The 17,865-nt window shown below is 66.1% G+C and carries 14 protein-coding genes; 9 read left to right on the top strand and 5 right to left on the bottom strand.

The window, feature by feature from the left end; translation table 11 throughout:
* The first annotated feature begins 18 nt into the window (after positions 1–18).
* A complete protein-coding gene (locus HWX53_RS14740) occupies positions 19–1,299 on the top strand; it encodes a DUF445 domain-containing protein (RefSeq protein ID WP_175942003.1) in 1,281 nt (426 codons plus the stop codon).
* Between the two features lie 2 nt (positions 1,300–1,301).
* On the opposite strand, the gene HWX53_RS14735 is transcribed toward HWX53_RS14740, so the two are convergent.
* Positions 1,302–2,636 (bottom strand): hypothetical protein, encoded by a 1,335-nt coding sequence (locus HWX53_RS14735; RefSeq protein WP_175942001.1) that lies wholly within the window; start codon positions 2,634–2,636, stop codon positions 1,302–1,304.
* A gap of 491 nt (positions 2,637–3,127) precedes the next feature.
* Between HWX53_RS14735 and HWX53_RS14730 the strand changes: the two genes are divergently transcribed.
* The 4 genes from HWX53_RS14730 (at position 3,128) to HWX53_RS14715 (ending at position 8,884) form a co-directional block, all read left to right on the top strand.
* Positions 3,128–3,604: a nuclear transport factor 2 family protein gene (locus HWX53_RS14730; RefSeq protein WP_175942000.1), complete on the top strand. Its 477-nt coding sequence runs from the start codon at positions 3,128–3,130 to the stop codon at positions 3,602–3,604.
* A complete protein-coding gene (locus tag HWX53_RS14725) occupies positions 3,601–5,514 on the top strand; it encodes an amylo-alpha-1,6-glucosidase (RefSeq protein WP_175941999.1) in 1,914 nt (637 codons plus the stop codon). The genes HWX53_RS14730 and HWX53_RS14725 overlap by 4 nt, the downstream gene beginning before the upstream one ends.
* An 88-nt stretch (positions 5,515–5,602) precedes the next feature.
* On the top strand, positions 5,603–8,338 hold the full coding sequence (locus HWX53_RS14720; protein WP_175941998.1) for a glucosidase: 2,736 nt from the start codon (positions 5,603–5,605) through the stop codon (positions 8,336–8,338).
* A gap of 105 nt (positions 8,339–8,443) precedes the next feature.
* Positions 8,444–8,884 (top strand): hypothetical protein, encoded by a 441-nt coding sequence (locus HWX53_RS14715; RefSeq protein ID WP_175941997.1) that lies wholly within the window; start codon positions 8,444–8,446, stop codon positions 8,882–8,884.
* Between the two features lie 9 nt (positions 8,885–8,893).
* On the opposite strand, the gene HWX53_RS14710 is transcribed toward HWX53_RS14715, so the two are convergent.
* Positions 8,894–10,030, bottom strand: coding sequence for a TAXI family TRAP transporter solute-binding subunit (locus tag HWX53_RS14710; protein WP_175941996.1), 1,137 nt, complete (start codon positions 10,028–10,030; stop codon positions 8,894–8,896).
* Positions 10,031–10,152: 122 nt separating this feature from the next.
* Positions 10,153–11,943, bottom strand: coding sequence for a zinc ribbon domain-containing protein (locus HWX53_RS14705; RefSeq protein ID WP_244140118.1), 1,791 nt, complete (start codon positions 11,941–11,943; stop codon positions 10,153–10,155).
* Here HWX53_RS14705 and HWX53_RS14700 point away from each other — a divergent pair.
* Together HWX53_RS14700 and HWX53_RS27920 are read left to right on the top strand one after the other, a co-directional pair.
* Entirely contained in the window at positions 11,906–12,520 is a 615-nt protein-coding gene (locus HWX53_RS14700) for a hypothetical protein (RefSeq protein WP_244140117.1), read from the top strand. The genes HWX53_RS14705 and HWX53_RS14700 overlap by 38 nt on opposite strands.
* 156 nt (positions 12,521–12,676) lie before the next feature.
* Positions 12,677–12,805 carry a hypothetical protein gene (locus HWX53_RS27920; RefSeq protein ID WP_279612496.1) on the top strand — a complete coding sequence of 43 codons (129 nt, stop codon included), beginning with the start codon at positions 12,677–12,679 and terminating at the stop codon, positions 12,803–12,805.
* A gap of 55 nt (positions 12,806–12,860) precedes the next feature.
* Here the strand turns inward: HWX53_RS27920 and HWX53_RS14695 are convergent, their stop codons facing one another.
* Complete coding sequence (locus HWX53_RS14695) at positions 12,861–14,444, bottom strand: aldehyde dehydrogenase (NADP(+)) (protein ID WP_175941991.1); 1,584 nt, start codon at positions 14,442–14,444, stop codon at positions 12,861–12,863.
* Positions 14,445–14,595: 151 nt separating this feature from the next.
* Between HWX53_RS14695 and HWX53_RS14690 the strand changes: the two genes are divergently transcribed.
* Positions 14,596–15,531, top strand: a complete 936-nt coding sequence (locus HWX53_RS14690) for a LysR family transcriptional regulator (RefSeq protein ID WP_175941989.1) — start codon at positions 14,596–14,598, stop codon at positions 15,529–15,531.
* A gap of 7 nt (positions 15,532–15,538) precedes the next feature.
* Here HWX53_RS14690 and tam read toward each other — a convergent pair whose 3' ends face one another.
* Positions 15,539–16,315 (bottom strand): trans-aconitate 2-methyltransferase, encoded by a 777-nt coding sequence (gene tam / locus HWX53_RS14685; protein WP_175941986.1) that lies wholly within the window; start codon positions 16,313–16,315, stop codon positions 15,539–15,541.
* A 257-nt stretch (positions 16,316–16,572) separates the two neighbouring features.
* On the opposite strand from tam, the gene HWX53_RS14680 reads away from it, so the two are divergent.
* Positions 16,573–17,802 carry a sensor histidine kinase gene (locus HWX53_RS14680; protein WP_175941984.1) on the top strand — a complete coding sequence of 410 codons (1,230 nt, stop codon included), beginning with the start codon at positions 16,573–16,575 and terminating at the stop codon, positions 17,800–17,802.
* Positions 17,803–17,865 lie beyond the last annotated feature (63 nt).

Here is a 17,865-nt window from a genome sequence, read left to right as displayed (position 1 = left end):
TTCTATACCGACAAGCAGATGGAAACGCAGGATAAAGCCGTAGCTCTGAAAAGGATGAAGTGGTTCGCCGCCGCTTTGCTCGTCGGCGCGGGCGTGCTGTTCGCCATCGCGAAGAGCCAGCACGACGCCGGCGCGTGGGCGTGGGTGTCCGCGTTCGCGGAAGCGGCCATGGTCGGCGCGCTCGCGGACTGGTTCGCCGTCGTCGCGCTGTTTCGCCATCCGCTCGGCGTGCCGGTGCCGCATACGGCCATCCTGCCCGCGAACAAGGCGCGCGTGGCCGATAACCTCGCCGTCTTCGTGCGCGACCGCTTTCTCGGCACGGATGCGCTCGTTGCCCGCGTCGATGCGTTCGATCCGGCAAGCCGCCTGTCGGTGTGGCTCGCGGAGCCGAAAAACGCCGAGCTGCTCGGCAATCGCGCGGTCGGAGCGGTCGGCCAGTTGCTGGCTTTCATCGACGACACGCGCATCAAGTCCATGCTTCACGACGCGATTCGCCGCCGCGCCGAGGCCTTCGATCTTTCCGCCGCCGCCGGCAATCTGCTGTCGACGCTCACCGCCGACCGGCGCCATCAACTGCTGCTCGACGAGGGCCTCAAGCAAATGGCGGCGTGGCTCGACAAGCCCGAGGTGCAGGAGATGCTCGCCACGCGCATCGTCGCGGTGGCGGGCGAGGAGTATCCGAAGCTCATCGGCATGCTCGGCTTCGTCGGGCTCGATGCGGGCGATCTCGGCAACAAGTTCGCGGCGGGCCTCGTGCGCGGCGCGAACCAGTGGCTGCACGACGTGACGAGCGACCCGGAGCACGAACGCCGCAAAGCCTTCGATGCCGCAGTGGAACGCTTCGTCGAGCGCCTGAAGTCCGATCCCGCGTTCAAGGCGCGCATCGACGAGTACAAGCGCGAATGGCTCGATCGCCCCGAATTGCGCGGCTACGTGGACGGCCTGTGGGACGAGTTCACCGCGTGGCTCGCCGCTGACCTGAAGCGCCCGGATTCCGCGCTGCACTCGAAAGTGGTGGCCGTCGCGGCGGGTTTCGCGCAGGCGCTCGGCGGCGATCCGCTGCTGCGCGATTCGATCAACGAGCATATGCGCGATGCGCTGAAGGCCCTCGCGCCCGAGTTGCGCGAAGGCATTGCGAAGCACATCGCCGCGACCGTCAAGCAATGGGACGACGCCACGCTGGTGCGCGACGTCGAGCTGAACATCGGGCGCGACCTCCAGTTCATTCGCGTGAACGGCACGCTCGTGGGCGGCGCGGTCGGGCTGCTCATCCACGCAGTCACAACGTTCACGCTCTGACGCTAGCTGCGGGCGACGGTCACGCCCCCGGCTTCCAGCGGCGCGTGTCTGCCCTCGATGCCGTTGACGGTCACGGTGAGCCCGCCCGTCAGCGCGAGCGCGAGCAGCGGGCCGCGCCCCGGTTGCCCGCGCCCGAACGCCGGCACGGCCCATTCGTCGCCGCCCGGCGTTTGAAGCACGTAACGGGTGTCGGGGCCGAGCGCGTCCGAATCGATCATGCGGACGATGCTGCCGGTCTCGGTCTTCGGAAAACGCGTCGCCTGGCAATGGAACGTCGGGCTGCCCCGATGCGGCAGTCCGACCGACACGCCCGTGATGTTCGAATTCGCGTCGGCCGTCACGCTCACCGGAAGATGCAGCGCCAGCGCGGTCATCAGCATCTGATGCCGGCTCGAATGTTTCGCGGTGTTCATCTGGGCGCAGAAGTGCGCGCCGTCGGATGCGCGCAGCACGTAGCGGATCTGGTCGAGCGCGTCGGAATCGATGATGCGCACCAGCGTTCCGCTCTGCATGCCGGTCAACTTCTGGCCGAAGAGGATCATGGAAGGCGCCGCGTCCGACGACAGCGCGCCGACCGCAATGCCCGTGATGTAATGCTCTTCGTTACCGCTCAGCGTGACGGGCAAGCCCGCGCGCAATGCCAGCATGGCGAGGTGGTGCCGGTTCGCGTGCTCCTGCCTGTCGATTCGGGCGTGATAGCGCGTGGCCTCCGGCGTCTTGACGATGACGCTCAACGTCTCGGCCGCCTCAGTGTCGATGATCTCGTCGATGAGACCGGAACGCGGCGTCGTCGAAATATAGCCGGGCGCGCAGTTGAAGTTCGGCCCGAACGCTCTCGATCCGACGGAAATGGCGTTGAGATAGTAGTCGGCGTCGCCGGCGACGGTCACGGGCAGCTTTGCCCTGAAAGCGGCCATCAGCAGGGCGCTCCGGTAGCCGTGCTCGTTCGGGCACATCTGCACGCAATGATGCGAGCCGTCCGGGCTGCGGATGATGTACGCCATGCTGCCGAGCAGATTGGCGTCCTCGACTTGCACGACCGCGCCCGTGCGCACGTCTTCCAGCAGGCGCCACGTGTAGCCGAGCGCGGGCAGCGGGGCGACGTTCGGCAGCGTCGCGGCGAGGTCGGTGATGTGGTGCGTGGCATCCGCGCGAACCGTGACCGTCAGGCCTAATTCGAGCGCCGCCATGAGAATCGCATTTCGAACCGGATACTCCCGATAATCGACTTGCGCGCAATACTCCGAACCGTCTTCGGTCCTTAAAACGTAAATAATGATATCCGGCGATTGCGGATGAATCGCGCGGCTGATAATGCCGGTGCGTAAGTCCGTCAAGAAATAATCCGCAGACGCCAATGAAAGCGTGCTGATTCGAGGCCTGATTTTCATGTGCGCAACGTGCGACCTCTAAGCGGGGCGCGGGCTAAAAAGAGTAATGGCAAATGGCGGAGCGTGCACGCACGAGAGCCGCCGCAACGATATGCGAACAGTCGAATGATGAGGATTAGAACGACCGTTCTAGAAATTTAGTTTAAGAATAATTCCGCGTCAATTAATATCTGAAGTTTTTGAAAGCGAGTTTATTAAGACATTTCTTGCAGATAATAAGACTGTCTTAAAGTCGAAGTGGTGAAACCGGTTTCTTGATAATCGAAAACTGGTTTGTTTAATAAACGAACGCCAATAGACGTGCGATGATCTAAACAAGCGGCTGATTTCTCAAACGCTCTCACGACAGCAAAACATCGAGCGGAAAAGCTGCAGTCCGGCCGCAGTCGCGCGAAAATGCCCACTTCCGCGCGGCGCGACTCTCTGCCAGGACCACCATGCCGAACACGAACGCCGAACTCATCGAACGCTTCTACCGTGCGTTTCAGCGCGCCGACGCCGACGCCATGGCGGCCTGCTACGCGTCCGATATCCGCTTTCAGGATCCGGCGTTCGGGCTACTGCATGGCCGCGAAGTCGGCGACATGTGGCGCATGCTGCTCGGCCGCGCGGCCGACTTCACGCTGACTTTCGACGGCATCAGCACGCTCGGACAGACCGCGAGCGCGAACGCCGTCGCGCGCTACACGTACTCCGCGACCGGCCGCGCAGTGGTCAACGAGATCGCGACGAAGTTCGCCATCCGCGACGGCCTGATCGCCGAGCAGACCGATACGTTCGACCTCTGGCGCTGGAGCCGTCAGGCGCTGGGCGTCTCGGGCTGGCTGTTCGGCTGGACGCCGCGCATGCAGAGCGCCATCCGCACGAAGGCGCGACGCGCGCTCACCGACTACCGCAAACGGGCGGCGACATGACGGCGATCGACTCGACGCGGCTGGAAGACGAATGGCTCGAAGCGGACGCGCACGGCGGCCTCGCGTCCGGCACGGTGGGAACCATGCGAACTCGCCGTTATCAGGCGCTGTTGCTTGCCGCGACGCAGCCGCCTGCGGGGCGCGTGGTGCTCGTGAACGGCATCGAGGCGTGGGTCGAGATAGGCGGCGAGCGCTTCCCGTTGACCATGCAGCACTACGCGCCCGACGTGCTGTACCCGGACGCCACCGCGAGTCTCGTTTCCTTCGATACATCGCCGTGGCCCACATGGCGCTATCGCGTCGGCGATGCGCAAGCGGTCGTGGCCGCGCTGTTCGTCGCGAAGGAGAGCGGCGAGACCGTGCTGCGCTGGCGCCTCGAAGCGGATGCGCGCCCGCCGTCCGCGACGCTGCATGTGCGCCCGCTGCTGTCGGGGCGCGACTATCACGCGCTGCATCGCGAGAATCCGGCGTTTTGCTTCGACGCCACGACGGACGGCGAGCGCGTTCACTGGCGGCCGTACGCCGATCTGCCGGCCATCGGCGCGACGGCGAACGGCGCGTATCGGCACGCGCCCGACTGGTATCGCAATTTCTGCTATGCGCGCGAGCGTGAGCGCGGGCTCGATTTCATCGAAGATCTGGCGACGCCGGGCGTCTTCACGTTCGATCTGAACGCCCGCGAAGCCGTGATGGTCCTGCACGCCGATACCGGCAGCAACGTGCCGCGCGAAGCGGATGCGCTCGCGCACGCGTCGCGGCTCGCGGCCCGCGAGTCGGAGCGCCGCGCGGCGTTTCCCTCACGCCTCGCCCGTTCCGCCGATGCGTATGTCGTCAACCGGAAGCAGGGGCGCACCATCATCGCGGGCTTTCCGTGGTTCACCGACTGGGGCCGCGATACCTTCATTTCGATGCGCGGCTTGCTGATCGCGAGCGGCCGCCACCAGGACGCCGAATCGATTCTGCTCGAATGGACCGACGCGCTCTCCGAAGGCATGCTGCCGAACCGTTTCCCCGACAGCGGCGGCCAGCCGGAGTACAACTCGGTGGATGCGTCGCTGTGGTTCGTGATCGCCGTCCGCGACTATCTGGCGACCGGCCATGCGCTCGCGGCCACGGCGAGCCGCCTGCAACGCGCGGTCGATACGATTCTTGATGGCTATGCGCGCGGCACGCGCTATGGAATCGCCGCCGACGAAGACGGCCTGTTGCGCGCGGGCGTGCCCGGCGTGCAACTCACGTGGATGGACGCGAAAGCCGGCGACTGGGTCGTGACGCCGCGCATCGGCAAGCCGGTCGAGGTTCAGGCGCTGTGGATCAATGCGCTCGCCATCGCGTCGGCGTGGAACCCGCGCTGGCAGACGCTGTGCGCGCACGCCCGCCAGAGTTTCGCGGCGCGCTTCGTCGATCCGGACACGCACGCGCTCTATGACGTCGTCGATGCCGACCACGAGCCGGGCAAGATCGACCGCTCCATTCGCCCGAACCAGATCTTCGCGGTCGGCGGGCTGCCGTTTCCGCTCGTCGAGGGCGATATCGCCCGCGCGGTGGTCCATCAGGTCGAAGCGCACCTGCTGACGCCGCTCGGCCTGCGCACGCTCGCGCCGTCCGACCCGGCGTATCGTCCGCATTACGCAGGCGGCGTGCTGGAGCGCGACGGCGCCTATCATCAGGGCACCGTCTGGCCGTGGCTCATGGGGCCGTTCGTCGAGGCGTGGCTGCGCGTGCGCGGCGCGGCGGGCGTGCGCGAGCGCTTCCTCGCGCCGCTCTATGCGCATCTGGACCGCTACGGGCTGGATCACATCAGCGAAGTCGCGGACGGCGACGCGCCGCACGCGCCGGGCGGCGCGCCGTTCCAGGCGTGGTCGCTCGCGGAACTGCTGCGCGTCGAGACGCTGCTCCGCGCGGCGTGAAGGCCGTCGAATGTGCGTCGTGTCGTGAAAACGCGCTAAATTAGCCGTTTCCCGCACGCTGCACCGAAGGCCGCAACAGGAGACGCCCATGGCGAAGACGCGCACCGTCAATCAGATCGACACCGTGGAAGGCTCGCGGCTGCATTCGAGCGACTGTCCGCGGTGGCAGCGTTGGGGGCCGTATCTGAGCGAACGCCAGTGGGGCACCGTGCGCGAGGACTACAGCGAGTTCGGGACCGCGTGGGAGTACTTTCCGCACGATCACGCTCGCAGCCGGGCGTATCGCTGGGGCGAGGACGGCATCGCGGGCTTCGGCGACGACAAGCTCAACTGGTGCGTGTCGCTCGCGCTTTGGAACGGACGCGATCCGATTCTGAAGGAGCGCCTCTTCGGCCTCACGAATCAGCAAGGCAATCACGGCGAAGACGTAAAGGAGCTGTACTTCTATCTCGACGGCACGCCGACGCATTCCTATATGCGCATGCTGTACAAGTATCCGCATGCGGCGTTTCCGTATGCCGATCTCGTCGATGAAAACGCGCGGCGCGGCGCGGACGTGCCCGAGTACGAAGTGCTCGATACCGGCGTGTTCGACGACGAGCGCTACTTCGACGTGCAGGTGGAATACGCGAAGCACACGCCCGACGATATCGTGATGCGCGTGACCATCGAAAACCGCGCGGCCTATCCCGCCACGCTCGACGTTCTGCCGCAAATCTGGGCGCGCAACACATGGTCGTGGAAGCCGACGCCGGCCAAACCGTCGCTGAAGCTGCGAACGGAGCGCGGCGTCACGCAGGTTGCAGCCGATCATCACGGTCACGAGCCGATGATCGTCACGGCGTGGTCGCCGGATACGGACGGCATCGAATGGCTTTTCTGCGAGAACGAGACCAACGTGCGGCGTCTGTTCGGCATGGAAGGCGCGGGCCCGTTCAAGGACGGCTTCAACGACTATATCGTCGCGGGTGATGAAGACGCCGTTCGCCGCGATGCCGGCACGCGCGCCGCGGCCCGCGCGCATCTCACGCTCGACGCGCACGCGAGGGCCACGGTGTTTCTGCGCTGGCGTCCCGAATCCGCGCCCGACACGGTCCCGCTCGATGCCGATGCGCTGTTCGCGCGCCGTATCGCGGAAGCCGACGAGTTCTACGGCGCGTTGCAGCATGACATCGCGGGCGCGGATCAGCGGCTCGTGCAGCGGCAGGCGCTCGCGGGCATGCTGTGGTCGAAGCAGTACTACCAGTTCGACGTCACGCGCTGGCTCGACGGCGATCCGCTTCAGCCGAAGCCGCCGAAACAGCGCCGCACCGGGCGCAACGCGGACTGGCGGCATCTGTGCAACGCGGACATCGTGTCGATGCCGGACAAGTGGGAATACCCGTGGTACGCGTCGTGGGACCTCGCGTTTCATGCGGCGGCGTTCGCGCTCATCGACCCGGCGTTTGCGAAGCGGCAGTTGCTGTTGCTCGTGAAGGACCGCTATCAGCATCCGAACGGCCAGTTGCCGGCGTACGAATGGGCGTTCAGCGACGCCAATCCGCCCGTGCACGCGTGGGCGACGTGGCGCGTGTACGAGATCGACCGGGCGATCACCGGCAAGGGCGACCGCGACTTTCTGGAGCTCGTGTTTCACAAGCTGCTGCTCAACTTCTCGTGGTGGGTGAACCGCAAGGACGCGGACGGCCGCAACATCTTTCAGGGCGGGTTTCTCGGGCTGGATAACGTCGGCATCTTCGATCGTTCCGCGCCGCTGCCGACGGGCGGTCATATCGATCAGGCCGACGGCACCGCGTGGATGGCCGCGTATGCGCTCGACCTCATGCGCATCGCGCTGGAACTCGCGTATGCGAACCCGGTGTTCGTGGATATCGCGGTGAAGTTCTTCGAGCACTTCCTGTATATCGCCGAGGCAGTCAGCTGCGAGGACGGCTGCGACACGGGCCTGTGGGACAGCGAGGACGAGTTCTTCTACGACAAGCTGCGCCTGCCGGACGGCTCCAGCGTGCCGATGCGCGTGCGGTCGATCGTCGGGCTGATTCCGCTTTTCGCGGTGCATGTGCTGGAGCCGAGCGTCTATCGCGCGTTGCCGGAACTGCGCGAGCGCCTGCACTGGTTCCTCGAACATCGGCTGGACTTGTCGCGGCTCGTCTCGCGCTGGAATATCGCGGGTCAGGGCAATAGCGTGCTGCTGTCGCTTCTGCGCGGGCATCGCATGAAGGCGCTTTTGAAGCGCATGCTGGACGAGTCGGAGTTTCTGTCCGATCACGGCGTGCGGGCGCTGTCGCGCGTGCATCGCGACAATCCGTTCGTCTTCTATCACAACGGCGAGAGCTTCTGCGTGCAGTATCAGCCGGCGGAATCGACCTCGCGCGTGTTCGGCGGCAACTCGAACTGGCGAGGGCCGGTCTGGATGCCGGTGAACTATCTGCTGATCGAATCCATTCTCGAATTCCACCGCTATTACGGCGACGATTTTCGCGTGGAGTATCCGACGGGCTCGGGACAGACGTTCTCGCTCGCCGAAATCGCCGACGAGCTCGCGCGCCGCGTGTCCACGCTGTTCTTGCTCGACAAGAACGGCGAACGGCCGGTGATGGCGGCGTATCCGCTGTTGCAGGCCGATCCGCGCTCGCGCGATCTCGTGCTCTTTCACGAGTACTTTCACGGCGACAACGGGCGCGGCGTCGGCGCGTCGCATCAGACGGGCTGGACGGGGCTCGTCGCGTTGTTGTTGCAGCCGCGCGCATTGGGTCCGTCGGGCGTCGTTCCGCTCGCGGGCGAAGCCGATGCCGACGTGCAGGAGTTCGCTGGCGCCAAGTAGCCGCTAGCCATGCGTGCCCGCTTTGTTCGGAGAAGTCTTATATCGCTGTTCTCTGCATCTGCGTAACTTTTGCGGACGCGAATCCGCGGCGCATGGAGAACGAAGATGAACCGATCAGCGAATACTTACGACATGAGACAGGCTGCAGCCGTACGCGCCCCGCGGCTCGCTTGCCGCACGGAGCACGAGGAAAGTCCGCCGTTCGCGTGGATCATGCTGGTCTTCTTCGCGGCGATGTGCGGCGGCGCAGGTGTCACCTGCGCGTTCGACAGCATGGCGGCCGGCTGGATGGCGGGCGTCGGCATCCTCGCGGCGCTCGGCGGCGCCATCGACCACTGGTTCGCGGGCGCGGCGGCGCTGGAACGCCGCCTCGAAGCGCGTTCGCGGGCGCGTCACCGGGCGCTCCACAAATCGGCCTGCAAGGGCGGCCTCGCGGCGCAACGCCAGTTCCGCTCCGACGCGACGACACGCGAATGGACGTCGATCTCGGCTTATCGCAGAGATCCGCCGTTCGAGTCCGCGTTCATGCCGTCGCTTCGAGGCTAGCGCCGCGCGTTACTGGTCGCAGAGCAGCAGCAGCTTTTCCTGCGCGGTGCAGGATGACTTCTTCTTCTGCGCGGCGGCGTCCGTGCCGCGCGCCGACACGGTCTGCGCCGAGCCCTGCGACTGCGCGAGCGCCGCGCGCTTCGCGATGCACGCGCGCAAGTGCTTTTCCATCGGCGGATAGTATTTCCAGCCGCGCGTGAGCGGCGGCAGTTCGAGGTGGACCTGCTTCCACTTCGGGTGCCCGCTCGCCTGCAGCGTATCGAAATTGGCGCAGAGCGAATCCGCGAACTTCGACAGCGCGCCGACCGTGCCGCGCAGACCGTAGTCGTACGTGACGAGGAACGCCTTCACGGTCAGCGTCGGCGTGTCTTCCTGAATCCAGTTCGGGTAGCTCGTCGTGCGGATGGTCGCGGGGAAATACGTCTGCTTCGCGCGAGCCGTTTCAGGGGCGGACGGGTCGAGGCGCAGCAGCTTGATCTGCTGGAGCAACTCGGGGTTCATGTCCTGAAAAAGCTTGGCGGGCTGGCCGGCAACGATCACCGCGACGTCGATCTTGCGCACGATGAGCTTGGCAAGCGCGTCTTCGTTGTTGTAGTGCTGCTCGTTGACTTCGGGAATCGGCTCGCCGAACATCAGCCGGTACAGCGTTTCGGCGGACTGCGCCGTGCCGCTGCCGATCGGCCCGACGCTGATGTTCTTGCCCTTGATCTCGTTGATGTTCTTGAGCGGCGAGTCCGAACGCACGACGAAATAAATCTCCTCGTCGTAGAGCGGCATGATGAGCCGCAGCGGCTGAATGATCCGGCCGGCCTCGGCGTTGCCGGAATTCGCCATGTCGAGGTAAGCCTGATACACGTCCGACTGCACCAGCGCGAACTTCACGCCGGGCTCGTAGCGCATGCGCTGGACGTTTTCCGCCGATCCTTTCGACGGCAGCACTTCGAGGTCCATGCCGGCGGGCTCGGCCACGTACTTCGACAAATCCTGCCCGATTTGAATATAGGTGCCGCGTTCCTGCCCGGTCGTGATTTTGTACGGCACGGGATCGGCCGCGTAGCCGGCTTGCGCGGCGCAGGCGAGTCCGATGAAAGCGCAGAGGGCGAACGCCCTCTGCGCGGCAATCCGCATGAATTGGCTGGAGACCATGATTGACCCTTGAGTCGAGTTGGACGGGTTCTTTGAAAGTCACGCGACGCGCGGGCGTCGCGTGAAACGGGTGATGCGGTAATGCCGGTAATGCGATGGCGCCGAGGCGATGCGTGAACCGGTCAGCGCGCGGGCGCGGGCCTTTCGTTGCCGCTGCTCCAGCCATACTGTTTGATGGCGCGCTCCACATCGTCGGTCTTGTCGGCGTCCATGCGCGCCGTCACGCTCGACGCCCCGAAGGATGTTGCCGTGCGCGCGGTGCCGCTGACGGTTGTCGTGGGCAGCGTGCTCGCGGTGGCGGTCGCGGCGGTCGTCGTGGCGACCGCCGGACGCTCCATGCTGGCGGGCCGCACGGCCTGCGAGCCGGACGGCAATGCGTGCGCGGCTTGCGGCTGGATCGCGGCAGCCTGCGGCAGAAGCGGCGGCACTGACGACTGCGGGCCAGAAGGCGTCGCGCGCTGGGTCGGCGCGGCAGCGGGCGCGGGCCGAGCTGAAGGCGCGACATACATGCCGTTCGGCGCGGCGGGGGCGACATACATGTCGCCCTGCACGCTGCTCGGCGCGACATACATGCCGTTGCTGTTCGGCGGGCTCGTCGCGACGTACATGCCGTTGCCGGACTCCTGAGCCTGCGTCGGCGCGGCGGTCGACGGCTTGGCTGCAGCCGGAGCGGCGGGCGCGGCGGCGACAGGCTCGGTCGCTGCGGGTGTGGCAGGCTTGGTGGCAGCCGCGACATTGGGCGACGGCGGGAGAATCGTGGCCGCGACCATCGCGTTCGTCGCGGCTTGCGCACGGGCGATCTTTTCGGCGCGCGATGTGTATTCGGCGGCGCGGGCGTCGTCGAGCGCGGCCTGCCGGGCAGCGGCAGCGGCAGCGGCGGCCGCCGCCGCGTTCGCGTTCGTGCTACGTTGTCCGCTGCGCTTATCGGGCGCGGGCTTCGCGGCGAGCGCGTCGGTCTTGTCCGCCTGCGGAGCCGATGCAACGTTTGCCTGCGCAGCAACGGCAGCGGGCGGCGTCGCTGCCGCAGCGGGCGCCGGCGTGACGCTGCCGGCGACGGCGGTGCCGGTGTTCGGCACGTCAGTGGGACTGCCGGCCGTGGTGCCTTTCTTTGCGCCTTGCGGCGTCGCGACGAGCCAGCCGGCATGCGTGATCACGCGCTCCAGCATGGCCTGCGACTCGGCGTTGCCGCCATCGAGCGCCAGCGCCTCGGCGGCATTCTGCTGCACGCACGCCCACGCGGACGTGCGTTCGCAGGCGCGCGCCAGTTGCAGCGCCGCGTCGCGTTGCTGTTCGCGTTTGACGAGCTCGTCTTTCAGCGCGTCGAATTCGGGGCGCGCCTGCTCGCGAGCCGGCAGCGCCTTCATCCGGGCGCGCGCCAGCGTCAGATCGTGCTGGTCCAGCGCCGCGCGCGTGCCTTGCAGCGGGTCGCCCGGAGCGAGCGTCAACGCGCCTGCTTTCGCCGCGCCGGGAGCTTGTTGCGCGGGCGCGTCGGCGGGAGGGCTCGTGTCGGTCGAATTGGATGCATCGGTTGCGCCGCGCCCGAACGGGCCGAGTTTCGCGTCGATCGCACCGGATGCGCTCAGGTCGCCTGAAGCCGCGCGGTCGTCTGCGCTGTATCGTATATAGGCGACGCCGCCCGCCACGAGCGCCAGCGCGCACGCGCCGGCGATGAGCGTTTTGCTGCCGTTCCACCGGCTTGGGCCGGGCAGGGCGTCCGGATCGTTGCTCGGATCGGCGTAAGCGTTGCGCGCAGATTCCTCGACGCGCTTTGCCCGGTGCTCGGCGGCCTTCTGCGCGATGCGTTCGCTCGCGCGCTTCGGATCCCAGCCGCCGGCCCAGCCGGAATGCATGCCGGGTTCGCCGTCGTCGACGGGCGTGGAAGCGGACGCCGATACGAACGGCGGATTCGACATCTGTTGCTCGAACATGTTGGCGCGCGGACGTGCCGCGCCGCCGCGTTTGCGGCCGAAAGCCGCGCTGCGATCGGCGCCGCAGTTCGGGCAACTGTCGGCGTTCTTGCGCACCGTGCTGCCGCAGCGCTGGCAGACGACGGAGAACATGGATGCGGGAAACGTCAAACGCGTGGTCATGCTGAAGCCCTCGAAGGACATGTGCGATAACGTGGCCGCCGTGCGCCCGGCCCATGCGATGAACGCCGGGGCGTCCGGGCGGCAGCAATCCTTCGTATTGTTTCCTACACCGGCCAAGCGCCGGCGGAAGACGAAATCCGAATATGGCGTCAACCCTCGACGCACGTCAATTGCGTTTCGCACCTACCTCGGGCCGCCCGGTGGCGGCGGCTGCGCGCTTGCTCCGTGCTGCGTGTCGCCGCGCTTGCCGATGAAGCGGCGGCGCATGGCCCTCGTCGGATGCGAATGCGCAATCGGTGCAGCCGCGACACCGTTCCGGTGCGCGCGCGGCGCCACGCTTCGCTACTCTCATCGGGATATTCTGGGCGCGGGGCGGCGGTGGCGAGACGCCATTCTTTAGCCGATAACCGACAATGCCCGGCGGCCGCTCGCTAAGCCGCTGATGCGAAAGCTCTTCCGGGGCGCGCGCCGTGTTGTTTTTCCATCGCATCGGGCGCGGCGAATGCTACGGCGGTCGATAACAAGGATTCCGAACTATTGACGGACCACAGACATATTGGCGGGCGCTTATCTCGGCAATCGACAGGCGGCGGCCGGCATGTTCACGATGACGCTGCACGACCGCGCCGGTTCCGCCGATCCGTTCGCCCCGCAGCGCGAAGACGGCGGCGCGTCGACCGCGTAGGCGCGAACATCGACAGTGAAGCGGAAGCGCCCCGAGGGGCGCTCCGTGGCAACGATCAGCTGGCCAGTTGCAGCTTGCCGTCGATACGGCGGTTCAGGCCGAGCGGATTATCCGACTTGACCGGATCGGGCAGCAGCGCTTCCGGCAGATCCTGATAGCTGACGGGCCGCAAGAAGCGGTTGATGGCGAGGCTGCCGACCGAGGTCGAGCGGCCATCGGCGGTCGACGGATACGGGCCGCCGTGGACCATCGCGTGGCCTACTTCGACGCCCGTGCCGAAGCCGTTCACCAGAATACGGCCCGTGCGGCGTTCGAGCGGAGCCACGAAGCTGCGCGCGTCGGCGTAATCGGCTTCGTCGATTTGCAGCGCTGCGGTGAGTTGGCCTTCGAGCGATTCGATCAGATCGCGCATCGTGGCGAGGTCCGGACAACGCACGACGAGCGATGACGCGCCGAAAATCTCGTCCTGCAGCGCGTGGTTCTCGCGGAACGCGTCGGCGGTCGTGACGAAGAGCGCCGCCTGACCCTGATTGCCGCCCTGCGCCGGCAGGCCGCGAGCGGCGGTCTTGACGCCATCGTGCGAAGCAATCTTCTCGACCGCGCCTTCGTATGCCTTGTGGATGCCCGGCGTGAGCATCGTCTGCGCGGCGGTTTCCTTGAGCGCCGCCGATGCCGCTTCGATGAACTTGTCGAGGTCCGGGCCGTCGACTGCGAGCACCAGGCCGGGGTTCGTGCAGAACTGGCCCGCGCCCAGCACGAGCGACTGCACGAAACCACGCGCGATCGCTTCGGTGCGGTTCGCGAGCGCTGCCGGGAACAGCAGAACCGGGTTGATGCTGCTCATTTCCGCGTAAACCGGGATCGGCTCGGCGCGTTCGGCCGCGAGCTTCATCAGCGCGGTGCCGCCGCCACGCGAACCCGTGAAACCGGCCGCCTTCACGCGATTGTCCTTCACCAGACCCTGACCAATGTCGCGGCCGCTGTCGAAAAGCAGCGAGAACGTGCCTTCCGGCATGCCGCAGTCCTTCACGGCCTTTTGCACCGCGCGGCCGACGAGTTCCGCCGTGCCCGGATGCGCCGAGTGCGCCTTCGCGATCACCGGGCAACCCGCGGCCAGCGCGGACGCTGTATCGCCGCCCGCGACGGAAAACGCCAGCGGGAAGTTGCTCGCGCCGAACACGGCGACGGGACCGACGCCGATATGACGCAGGCGCAGATCCACGCGCGGCATGGGCTTACGGTCGGGCTGCGGCGGGTCGATGCGCACGCCGAGGTAATCGCCGTTGCGCACGACATCCGCGAACATGCGCAACTGGCCGACCGTGCGGCCGCGCTCGCCTTCCAGACGCCCGCGCGGCAGGCCGCTTTCGATCATGCAGCGTTCGATCAGGTCGTCGCCGATATCGAGGATGTTCTGCGCGATCGCTTCGAGAAACTTCGCGCGGGCTTCGGGCGCCGTTTCGCGATAGACGTCGAACGCGGCCCACGCGAGCGCGCACGCGCGGTCGAGATCGTCGAGCGTTGCGCCGCCGAATCCCGGTTCGATGGCTGCGCCCGTCGATGCGTTGACGGCCTTGATGGTGCCGTTCGTGCCGCGCACCGATTGCTGGCCGATGAGCAGGTTGCCTGTGAGTTCCATGGTGTCTCGTCCTTCCGTGATAGAGGGTCGCGACGCTTCCTTGGCGAGCGTCGTGCTGCGCCGACTATACGGCCCGGCGAACGCGCCTGTATAGTGAAAGCTTTCCATCGCTTGATCGCTTTTTGGAATCACCGGCGCTTTATTTCTTACGATGAAGACGACTCTCGATGTCCTGATGTCGCGGCTGCGCATGAAGCAGCTGCAACTCTTGATCGCGCTGGACGATCACAAGTCGCTGCACAAGGCGTCGAGCGCGATGGCGATGACGCAGTCCGCCGCGAGCAAGGCGCTCGCCGAACTGGAGTCGATGCTCGAAGCGCCGCTTTTCGAGCGCGCGAAAACGGGACTCATCCCGAATCCGTTCGGCCGCTGCGTGGTGCGCTATGCGCGCGTGCTCGCCGCCGATTTATCCGCGCTCTGTCAGGAAGTCGCGCAGATTCGCGCGGGCACGGGCGGGCGGCTGACCGTCGGCACGATTATGGGCGCGGTGCCGGGCGTCGTCGCGCCGATGGTCAACGAGATGCACGCGAAGCACCCGGATCTCGCCGTCGAGATCGTCGAGGACACGAGCGCCAACATGCTCGCGATGCTGGACGACGGCCGCGTCGATCTCGTGATCGGCCGCGCGAGCGTGTCCGAGCAGCCGTCGAAGTATCACTATCAGCCGTTGACGGACGAACCGCTGTGCATCGTGGCGGGACGCGCGCGCGGCGACGGGCAGGTCCGCGAAGCCGCGCTGGCGGATCTGGCGAACCGCCGCTGGGTTACGTATCCGAGCTATCTGCCGATGAGCGCGCTGCTCGAGCGCGAACTGGATCTCGCCGGCCTGCCGATGCCCGCCAATCCCATTTCGACGGCATCGCCGTTCGTCACGGTGACGCTGCTGCAGGAGAGTCCCGAACTCGTATCGATTCTGCCGGCGAGCGTCGCGCGCGTGTTCGAGCGCCACGGCATGCTGCGCGTGCTGCCGATACGCATGAAGCTCAAATCGCAGACGTATGGCATCGTGACGCGAAAGGGCGGCGCGCTTTCACCAGCCGCGCGCCAGTTCGTGCAGATGCTGCGGGATAACGGGCGGGCGCAGTGACGCGGCATCAGCGTGTCGCGACGAAAAAGAGGCGCGGGAACGGCAGCAGCACGGTGCCGTCGGCGAGAACCTCATAGGCCGATTTGAGCGCTTCGCGGTACTGGTCCAGAAAGGCGGTCTGTTCATCCGCCGAGAGCTTCGCGAGCATGGGTCGCAACGCGCTGCCCTTGAACCATTCGATGACGGCGTCGATGCCGCCCGCGAGCGGATGATGGTAGATGGTGCGCCACACATCGACGCGCTCGCAGTTCGGCGTGAGTCGCGCGTAGTACCAGTGCGCATCGTGGCGGAGCGTGCGCTCGGTGCCTGCGAGCCGCTCGCGCCACGGCCCGTTCGCCGCCACCTCGCGCATGAGCCTGTGAGAGGGCTCGTCGAGATTGTCCGGCATCTGCACCGCGAGCCGTCCGCCGGGCGCGAGCAGGCTGACGAGTCGCGGCAGCAGCGTCTCGTGATCGGGAACCCACTGCAAGGACGCGTTCGCGAGTATCAGATCGTACGGGCCGGCTTCGTTCCAGGTCGAGATATCCGCCAGCTCGAAGCGCAACTGCGGCAGGCGTTTGCGGGCGGCCTCGATCATGTCGGCGGAACTGTCGATGCCCACGATGCTTGCCTGCGGCGCATAGGCGAGCAGCGTCTCGGTCGAGTTGCCCGGCCCGCAGCCGAGGTCCACCGCCGCGCGAACCGTCGCGCCCTGCGCCGCGTGAAGGAGATCGCGGACCGGCCGCGTGCGCTCCGCTTCGAAGACACTGTACTGCTTCGCTTCCCAGCCGCCCGATGAGGTCATTTTCTCTCCTTCCATGAGTGCGTCACGCGTGACCATGCAATCTTGCACGATCACGCAGCCGCGCGCGAGCATGAAGGCGAGCGCTGCAGGTAAAGCTTGACGTAAGTGGTTGAACAGACCGGTCGGATTTGCGCTAAACGCATTTCTGGCGGCCTATACTGCCGAGGTATGTGCCGCCCTGTCGCACTGTCGCACTTCCGGTCCAACGAGCGTTCCTTTAGCGCCGTCTCCGGCGCACCAAAAATCGGAGAATCGCAATGCGCGACATTCCCGCCGACGGCATGAACGGACTCGTGGCCGCGCTGCGCACGCAGCAGGCCGCGCTGACCGAGAGATGGATGAAGCTCGTCTTCGGCGATCAGGAAGTCGAGCATTCGGACCAGCTCACGTATCGCCAGCTAGCGGATCATCTGCCGAGCATCCTCGAAGAAATCTGCAACGTCCTCGAAACGCGCAACCTGAGCGGGCAGGAAGGCGCGCTCGAGCACGACGCCCGCCAGCACGGTCAATGGCGCTGGCAGCAAGGCTATCGCATCGACGAACTGGTGCGCGAGCTCGATCTCTTCAGACAGGTTCTGTTGTCCGCAATCGGCGATTACGCGGCGTCGCACGAAGACTTCAGCCGCGCGGACGAAGAATACGCGCGCCTCATGACCGACGAAGTGGTGAGCCTCGTCACGCTGGCATCGGTTCGCGAAGCGGTGACCGAGCGCGACCGGAAGATCGACGAATACACCGGCATGCTGGAGCGCGCGAATCAGGAACTGACGCTGCGCCAGCAGCTCATCGGCGATCTTTACGAGTCGCGCATGCAGGTCACGCGGCGCGTCGCGCATGATCTGCGCAATTTCCTCAATGTGTTCTCGACCGCGCTGCAACTGGCCGCGCGTTCGCCCGGCAGACGCGATACCGCGCTCGGACTCGCGAACAGGCAGGTGGTGGACATGGCGACGCTCGTCGACGAGATGGTCGAATACTCGAAGCTGTTAAGCGACGATTCCATGTTGACCGTCGACAGCTTCGATCTGGCAAGCCTGTTCGACGAACTGATGCAGTCAAGCCGCGTCGCCACGGAGGCGAAAGGGCTCAAGCTGACCGGACATGTCGATGCCACGCTGAGCACCGTGGTGTCGAACCGGCTGAAGGTCAAACAGGTCGCGCTGAATCTGCTGTCCAACGCGGTCAAGTACACGTCGTCGGGCGAGATCGTGTTGTCGATCACCGCCGCGCCCGAGGACCGCTGGCGGCTGCGCGTGGCCGATACCGGCGTCGGCATCAGCGAAGCGGATCAGGAGCGCGTGTTCGAGGAGTTCCAGCGCGCCGCCGGGGACGATATTCCCGGCACGGGGCTCGGCCTCGCCATCGTCAAGGAACTGACGCGCACGCTGGATGGTGAATTGCGCTTCCATTCGTCGAAAGGGCACGGAAGCGTGTTCGAAGTGACGTTTCCGCTGGTTCTTACGCCCAGGAGCACGAGCGCGGAGTGAGCGCACGAAAATGAAAAAAGGCGAACGGATCGCTCCGTTCGCCTTTCGTGCGGCCTAGTTGGT

Source organism: Caballeronia sp. BCC1704, assembly GCF_902833455.1.
Taxonomy (GTDB): domain Bacteria; phylum Pseudomonadota; class Gammaproteobacteria; order Burkholderiales; family Burkholderiaceae; genus Caballeronia.
The sequence above is the reverse complement of the archived record's forward strand: the minus strand, read 5'-3'. Positions and strand labels throughout refer to the sequence as shown.